Annotated in this window: 7 protein-coding genes and 1 pseudogene; 1 reads left to right on the top strand and 7 read right to left on the bottom strand. The window is 37.3% G+C overall.

Going from position 1 to position 4,382, the window contains the following annotated elements; genetic code table 11:
- Positions 1-265 precede the first annotated feature (265 nt).
- Positions 266-823 carry a hypothetical protein gene (locus B2X72_RS08165; protein WP_070569852.1) on the top strand — a complete coding sequence of 186 codons (558 nt, stop codon included), beginning with the start codon at positions 266-268 and terminating at the stop codon, positions 821-823.
- Between the two features lie 35 nt (positions 824-858).
- Here B2X72_RS08165 and B2X72_RS08170 read toward each other — a convergent pair whose 3' ends face one another.
- The 7 genes and pseudogenes from B2X72_RS08170 to B2X72_RS08195 all read right to left on the bottom strand — a co-directional run.
- Positions 859-1,473 (bottom strand): carboxymuconolactone decarboxylase family protein, encoded by a 615-nt coding sequence (locus B2X72_RS08170; RefSeq protein WP_070569850.1) that lies wholly within the window; start codon positions 1,471-1,473, stop codon positions 859-861.
- A 36-nt stretch (positions 1,474-1,509) separates the two neighbouring features.
- A complete protein-coding gene (locus B2X72_RS08175; RefSeq protein WP_070569848.1) occupies positions 1,510-2,049 on the bottom strand; it encodes a nuclear transport factor 2 family protein in 540 nt (179 codons plus the stop codon).
- 110 nt (positions 2,050-2,159) lie between these two features.
- The gene (locus B2X72_RS08180; protein WP_217493572.1) at positions 2,160-2,630 is read right to left on the bottom strand and encodes a helix-turn-helix domain-containing protein; all 471 of its coding nucleotides are present in this window, start codon (positions 2,628-2,630) and stop codon (positions 2,160-2,162) included.
- Positions 2,614-3,057: a hypothetical protein gene (locus tag B2X72_RS08185; protein ID WP_217493571.1), complete on the bottom strand. Its 444-nt coding sequence runs from the start codon at positions 3,055-3,057 to the stop codon at positions 2,614-2,616. Before B2X72_RS08185 ends, B2X72_RS08180 begins: the two co-directional genes overlap by 17 nt.
- A gap of 148 nt (positions 3,058-3,205) precedes the next feature.
- The gene (locus B2X72_RS26550; protein WP_310889257.1) at positions 3,206-3,463 is read right to left on the bottom strand and encodes a helix-turn-helix transcriptional regulator; all 258 of its coding nucleotides are present in this window, start codon (positions 3,461-3,463) and stop codon (positions 3,206-3,208) included.
- A 77-nt stretch (positions 3,464-3,540) separates the two neighbouring features.
- On the bottom strand, positions 3,541-4,095 hold the full coding sequence (locus B2X72_RS26555; RefSeq protein WP_310889256.1) for a hypothetical protein: 555 nt from the start codon (positions 4,093-4,095) through the stop codon (positions 3,541-3,543).
- Positions 4,096-4,166: 71 nt separating this feature from the next.
- Positions 4,167-4,382, bottom strand: a pseudogene (locus B2X72_RS08195) (dehydrogenase); the annotation flags it as partial.

Below are 4,382 nucleotides of genomic sequence, written 5' to 3' on the forward strand. Positions count from 1 at the left end.
CTGACTTAATTTCAGGGCCACTGACTATCAACTTCCCAAAATTAAAAGTTGACATGCTTAAAGAGAATGATTTGATGGTTCAAGGATCATTAAATCCGAAAGCACCAATATAGCCTCCAGTATCTTTCACTGAGTATCCTTTTTTCAAGTAAGCTTTTTCTTGGAGCGGGATAACATTATCCTGCCTTTATTATAGCGCATGGCGATGATTTCTCCTACTGTAAAATAATTGGTAACTTAATAGCAATTAACTGTCTTAAAACGTATGCGCAACGTTACCCCAGAACATCTCTCAACGTTTTCGAAAGAAATTTCTTCGAATGATTTTCCCATTGAAATTAATAGAGATTGGTTGGAAGACCTTGGGATAAAATTACTAATTATTGATCCTGCAAGCGGCAATGATCAATTTAAGATACGGTTTAGTGGGATGAGGTATGAGGATGGTCTTGTTGGATCATCAGGAAATGTTCCTTTAGTAATATATGCGGAAAGAAAAGGTGCCAAAGACATTGTAATCTTTGATGAGCGTAAACACGGATACGAATGTCAAATGGTCGAGCTGAAGGAGTACTCAGAACCTATCTTTTCAAAATATAACGATAACCACGGTGCTGACCATTTCCGAATATACTTTTGCAGCAATTCCAGCGTCGATTTTGAAGATGAATTTGTTTTTAATGACAAAGGCAAGATTGAAACCAATCACGGTGAATTTCGTGATTTAAGCTGGCTCCAATCGAATGCCTTTGATTATGTTGTTGTTTTCCTCGAAAACGAACACGTTTTTGTTACCAAATTATTGGAATTGGAATTGGCATAAAAGACAATATTATTGCTTTAAAAAGTGAATTCAAATCAATGGCAATCTACACCCGGTACGGGAACTTTAAAAACATTCAACATAACGGATACGGTTAGAAAAATACCAATCAACTGGACGAGTTCAACTACTCCTTTTTCAGTGAAAGCTTCAATTGCTTGCTTATAGATATCATCGTCTACATTTTTTTTGTCCATGAGGCATTTGGCAAACCGATAGGCAACCATCTCTGTATGTGTTAAGCCTACAGGTTGTTCACCATTTAATATCGACGTGATAGCCGCTTCACTCCATCCTAAGTATCGGGCAGATTCGCTATGGGCATAAATCTCAAACTCCGAATTCCAAGCAGTTCCGATTATCAGAATTACCATCGTACGGATTTTTGGCGGAATTGAAGTATGTTCATGTTCTACATCCACCCATTGATGATAGGCCTTGCTGATCACCGGACTGTATAAGAAACCGTTAAGGGGACCGAGCAATCTCCCATCTGATAATGCTAGTTTGAAACCTACTTTCTTAGACCAGCTTATCAGATGATCTTGAAAATGCTGATGTAATTCCTTCTGCAGCGATGACAATTCATTAGGATACAGAAGAGGTAACCGGCCGCCATTAGGAGCAAGATCCAAAGTTTTACTTTCCATCTTTTATCTTTACTTTTTAAAATCTACATTTAATATCTAGGACTTTTTTTCGGAAAATGCTTCGAGTCCCTGTGCCAAGATATCTGTTGCATCTGAAGAACCTTCAAGTGGTATTAACTTTCGTGATTTGATTTTCCAACCATCCTGCGTACGAATGAGTGACCAACGGTTAGCCAGGACACGATGGATTCTATACCCTTTTGAAAATCCATGATTCGGTAATTCTCTTTCTTCTCCGTGAACATCTCGGGTTAGTATCTGAAGATAAGAAGTGACAAAGGCTTCATCACCGCGAACATCAACATAAGGAAGACCAGTAAAATGAGCGAGCCCCATTTCGATTGCCTGGTGGTGTTCGGGTTTTTGGATGAACATTGCGATAGCTTCTCGACCGTGTGCACCAGGAAGCGGTCCGCGATCAAAAACGCTATCTTCCACATATACCTGCCGAGTATAATAATCGGCTCCCGTATCAGCACTCAGGGGATGGCACGCCAGTAAGCTGTATATTTCAAGACGGTCTTCAATATTCCTTAAGCGCTGTTCAATTGTTTGATTTTCAATGTCTTTTTTCATGTTACAATTTAAATTTTGAAGTAATCAATCGTTCAGATGAATTTACAGATTCAAAATTATATAATTGTAAAACAGACAGCTTGCAATATTCAGACTATTAAATATAATTTTCAGAGTGCTGATTTACGAACAGAACTAGGCGTGACATTGGTATTTTTACGAAAGAAATTGCTTAAATAAGAAGGCTCTTCAAAACCTAGTGCAAAGGCTATTTCATTAATACTCCAGTCTTGATTTTGAAGTAAGCGATATGCTTCTTTAATGATCCTTAAAGTAATATGCTGTGTAGTCGTCTTTCCGGTATTGGTTTTTAATATTTGATTTAGGTAATCTTGATTTACCGACAATGCATCAGCATAATCCCTGGCTGTCTTCAATTTTAAAATAATATGATGATTACTTACTGGAAATTGCCTTTCCAGCAATTCAAAAAACAGAGCTGTCGTTCTTTGGGGAGCGCCGAGCGGTTTCGTGTAATTTTGCGGAGGGCTCAACTTCAAGGCTTCATGAATCAATATATATAGATAGTTTCGAAGAACCTCATACTTTAACGGATAATCAGACTTAATTTCTGTCATCATATTTTTGAAGATACCGGTAATAATGCTTTGACGATCCACATCCACAAAAAAGAGATGTTCCCCCTGTCCTGAATAAAGGGGAGTCCAGTATGAAATTCTTGAAATCAATTGGGGGAATAAACTTTTCGAAAAAAATACAGAACCATCCTTCTTGCTGTACCGTATCAGGTTCCCAGGAATAAGGAATTAAAGGACTGGACAGCATGAGCGCCGGTCTGTCGATTAAGATTGACCGATTGGCATAATAGAGCTGCCCGGTGCTTAAGATCAGCGATACTTTATAAAAGTCACGCCTATTGAACGGTACATTAGTGCTGGATTCCGCTCGTAAGAAGACATTAAAATGCCCTGGGCCACCGTTATTTTCAGACAGTTGTTCTGGATTGGCAAATGGTAAACGTTCATAGTATTGAGATAAATTCTCCATAATATTCACATCTGAAGTTTCTAGATTTTCCAACATGACTCTAGTATGGGTAAAAATACTGCAATACCGATAAAGCCATATTAAATATTACATCAAATGTAAATACTTTTATCTCAAAAAAAAAATTAACTGACTCAATAAAAAGGTATCAATTAAACAGGCTCCGAAATTTCAATGGAGACATGTCTGTTTTACTTTTGAAAAGTTTTGTAAATGATTGTGGGTGTTCAAAGCCCAATTCGTAAGCAATTTCTGAAACGGATAGATTTGTCGTTGACAATTTTTCTTTGGCTTTTTCAATTAGTTTTCCGTGGATATATTGCTGTGCATTCTGGCCAATTAATGACCGTAACATATCACTTAGATAACCCGCAGAAATATTGAGCTGTTCGGAAATATATTGCACGGAAGGAACGCCAAAATCGAGTGTCTTGGTAGAATTAAAGTAATCTTCCAGGATATTTTCGGNNTTCGGGTGATAAACTACCTCTTATAGAAGAGGTTAGTATAATTTAACAGCAAATCGATTTGTGAAAGTATGACCTCCTGGCTAAATTCATCTATCCTTTCGTTCAATTCTTGCTCTATGATATAAAAAACCGAAAGAATAATATTTTTTTCTTTCTCCGATAAATGCAATGCTTCTTTTGCTGAATAGGAGAAAAAGCCATATTGTTTTATTTTTTTTGCCAATGCGGAGCCTAAAAAATAGTCAGGGTGGATAAGAAATACAAATAATTCCGCCTTGCCATCATACTCCGTCGGACCTACAACCTGATTTGGAGCTAAAAACATCATACTGCCTTCATCAAAATCATAATAATCTTGGCCGTACTTTACTCTTCCCTTGTTATTCAATACAAAGGTTATTTTGTAGAAATCAAGCACAGCATAAGCAGGCAACCCTTTATCATCAATCACTGCGGATTTCTCTAAATGAGTGAGACTGATCAATGGATGCTTTGGCTTAGATAAACCACAGACATTATGAATTTCGTTAATAGATACAAACCGACCTACATTGGATTGTTTTTTCATATTTAAATTTACTAAAAAAATAATCGAAGAAAGTCGGAGTCCTCCTTAGATTATTTGTTCCGAATCGATAATTACCAGGGAAAAATTTCTTGATTAGGCCCCGTAAACTGTCCAGTAACACCACTTTCATCCAGCGCAATACGAATAGGTTCCTTAGATCCTTCTTCAAGTGTATCGGTTCCCTGAAAATTATTTAAAGCCGTTGCCGTATAGCCTGGACTTACCGCATTAACTTTAATATTTGCTTTCTCAAGTTCGATAGCAAAAGCAAGTGTAATGGCATTTAG

Origin of the sequence: Sphingobacterium sp. UBA7253 (genome assembly GCF_002472745.1) — a bacterium.
Classification (GTDB): Bacteria; Bacteroidota; Bacteroidia; order Sphingobacteriales; family Sphingobacteriaceae; genus Sphingobacterium; species Sphingobacterium siyangense.